This is a genomic window from Intestinibacter sp. (assembly GCF_051866655.1).
In the GTDB taxonomy this organism is placed as follows: Bacteria; Bacillota; Clostridia; order Peptostreptococcales; family Peptostreptococcaceae; genus Intestinibacter.
In genome coordinates, this window is the sequence record NZ_JBJDXL010000310.1 from 1 (window position 1) to 3,648 (window position 3,648).

At 28.9% G+C, this 3,648-nt stretch carries 1 protein-coding gene; it reads right to left on the reverse strand.

The genetic code is table 11. From position 1 onward, the window contains the following. Positions 1-217: 217 nt before the first annotated feature. The coding region (locus tag ACI3VO_RS09235) for a hypothetical protein (protein ID WP_439757637.1) at positions 218-3,648 on the reverse strand (3,431 nt) is incomplete at its 5' end.

Genomic DNA, 3,648 nt, shown 5'->3' on the forward strand with positions numbered 1-3,648 from the left:
TAGACGTGAAACTAAAATATTAGTAAAAAAGGCACAAAAGGCATATAAAGATAAGCTAGATTCTAGTTTTAAATCTCTAGGAAAATATATGTTTAAAGTGCTGGATGGACAAGATTCTAGAAAGCCAGAATATGTTAGTAATTAATAGATATATCTACATATTAGAAAAAAAATAAGGGGAATACAAGCTGTTACGCCTGTATTCCCCTTTATTGTTTTATTCCTTCTTTTCGACAGGAAAAGCATCATATATACTCTTTTGAAATGGTCTTAAAGCACCTACATTAGAAGCTAAAGCTCTTGGAAGATTAGTTTTTCCTAATGCTACATCAACCAAAGAGTTTGCGAATCTAAGATTTATAGTCCACGCTGTAAATCCAAATTCAAGTTGCCCAGTAAATATAGCCCATGGATTAAATTCTTTAGAGGCATTAGTAAGAACTTTAGAAATATTTATTTCCATTTGATTCATTTCTGACTCTTTTAAATTTCCAAATAATAGGTAATTTAATAAAGCAAAGAATGCTAAACCAGCCATATCCCCAGCAAACAATCTCAAATTTCTTAATTTTACTGGATCTTTGAAATATTGCCAATATATTTTTCTTCCTTCCTCACTAAATAGTAAACTTAAATTTCCGATATCTACTAAAGTCCAGAAAATACCTTCCATCATTCCTCCCTTCCATATTTTAATTGGGATTCCTGTATTTTCTGTAGTTTCCACCACACTTCCGTCTTCTAGATACTTATAATATAATCTTTTCCCTGTTACTGGGTCTATTTTATTTTCCCAGCTACCAGTATTATAAACATCTCTCTTTAAAAACCATTGATTCTTTTTAGCAGATATATAAGATTGGAATTGCCCAAAAACTATTCCAAATCCTTTTTTAAGATACATACTTTTATTAGATTGATCCATATATCCAAACATTGTATTGGCTTCTTGAATCATCTTATTAGTTTCTAGGTTAGTATAAGCTTTAGGAAGATCTTCTGTATCTTCCGTCATAGTAGTAGTTTCTCCAGTCTCCCAATTAGTTATTTGGGTTCCTTCTTTAATCATTTGTTTTCTTATTGCTTCATATAAAGATCTCTGGTCTAAAAATGTTTCTAGTTCAGATTTTGGAATATTATCTATATTAGTGTTTTTATATTTAGCATATATAGAAAAACGCTTATCTAATTTCCAATCATATACAATATGATCTCCTACCATTTTATGTGCTTCCATATTTCCATCTTTAAACATATATGCAGCAAAAACGGTCATTCTATGTAAGAAATCTGGAGCACGAGCAGTGAAGAAAAGAACATTATTCACTCTACCTAATTCTCCTTGGTAGTAGTTCATTCTCTCCACCATTTCTTGATCAGAAATATTAGCTATTCCATATTGTGCATTTAAATATTCTCCTAATGTTATTGTTTTGATTTGTCTGGCAGCGTCTCCCCATACCATGTTATATGCTTTTCTGGCATGTTCCATTTGGAATCTAGTAGGATCATATTTATTAGCTTGTGCATTATTAAATAAAGTCCACCATCCTACAGTTAATTCCTTAGCCATAGATAGGGTATTTAATCCTAATGTTAATTTACTTGCAACAGATTTTAAATTGCCAATTATTTTAAATACATCTTTATATTGTTCTGAAATCAAAGACATATCTAATACAGAAGTTTTGATAAAATCCACAACATAATTTATAATAGCTTCATCTTCTTTGGATTTATTACTTGCATTTGAAGCCCAGGCATAAGCTGTTATTGCAGAACTAATGTTAGTAAGAACAGGATCTAAAAATTCCTTTCTCATTTTCATATAAGCATAAACATCTTTTATTCTTTCTAGATTAGTTTCAAATGATTTAATTCCCTCTGATTTAATAGTACTTTCTCTTAAAGAAGGATCTTCAGAAGTTGTAAATCCATCATATATAGAATCAAAAGTAAGTCCATTTTTTCCAAAATCTGATACAGAGGAATCCATTCCAGAGGAGGTTCTAATATCTATATCTGGATCTAATCCAAATGTATCTGAGAGAGCATCTTTTATAGATTGTTTGTTATTTATTAACCTTGATAAAGCATTTGCTCTTAGTAATGGCAGTTTTCTCCATTCGTCATTACTATTCATATCCTCCTCTAATTGAGAAGGCTTGTTCTTATATCTAAAGCTATTTAAATCATCTAGATACCATTTTATATACTCTTTTTCATCTTTACTTAGAGTATTATCGTTTCTGTAATCTTTTAACATTAATTCATTTGGATTAGATCTATCTAAAAGATTCTCAAAAATCACCTCAGAGTTATTAATTAAGTGATTATTTCTTAAAGAAGTTCTTCTTTGTTTAAAGGCTTCTGTATACCTTCTATCCCTTACTTTATATGCAATATATTTAGTTCTAGCATTGGATGAAGCCTCAGTTATTCTCTGATATATTACTCCCACCACTGGAATAGTATCCTGAGTATTTCCTATAGTAGAATTTAATAATGTTCTAGTTTTCCATGCTTGTCTTATAGGGCCTCCAGAAATGCTATCTGAGAATTTAGTTTCATTATTAGGGTCTATAGTAGTATGAGTTAGTGTAGCTATAGCTGTATCAACTAAATATCCTAGATAACCTATAAGGTTTTGTTCCTCTATAGAGTTTCTTCTAGAAAACCAATGAGATTGTAACAAATTTTTTATAGAGTTTAGCTTCTTTATTCTATCTGCATCTGTTTTAATTATATTATCATTTGTATCTAATAGAAGATCTTTAATATATGTTTCAGTTCCAAAGGCGGCAACATCTAGATCTCTTGAGTTCATTATAGTATCATATAATTGGTAAGCTACCCTGAATATATCTGTATATTTTATATTATTAGTTTCTATTCCTATCTGCCTAGCTAAAATATTATAGTTATAGTCCATTTTATCTCTAATATTTAAATCAGAGATAGCATTTTTGTTTACTAAATCAAAAACTCTTAATTCTGTAATACTATATCCACCTGCCAATGCGTTTGCGAGATATTTTAATTTCATTAGTTCTATATTACCTTTATTAGATACTAATTTCATTTTATATCTTTCAGATTCTGAATTATCAAAATGATTTCCTAATATAGTATTGCCAAATTTCATATCTAGATCTATATCTAAGGCTTCGTAATTAATTGATACAAAATCTACTTCTTGAGTTCTATCATTCTTAAACATTATAACCCCTAAATTGTATAAATCATCATTATCTACTATTTCCCATCCAGGCTCTGATTTATACTTAATAAATTGTAAATTTAGCCAGTTGTTTAAATCGGTTCTATTAGTAAATTTAATCATAGAACCGTCATGTTTTTTTAATTCTTTAAATTTATTAGAAATATCTTTTATTTTATCAAGTCTTTCTAATCTTTGCAATATAATAGTTTCTTTTAATTTTTCTTCAGCTTCTTCTAAAGTAGAAGTAACTATTACTTCTCGTTTATCATTTAATTGTCTAGTAAAGCTATAAGTTCCATTTGCCTTTTTAATAATATTATTCTTTTTTGCATATTCAAAGGCTTTATTATCTGCTTCTGAATTAAACACATCAAATCCAAACATTTTAGATAATACAGACGTAGTTTGTTCAGCTAAAGGAAAAT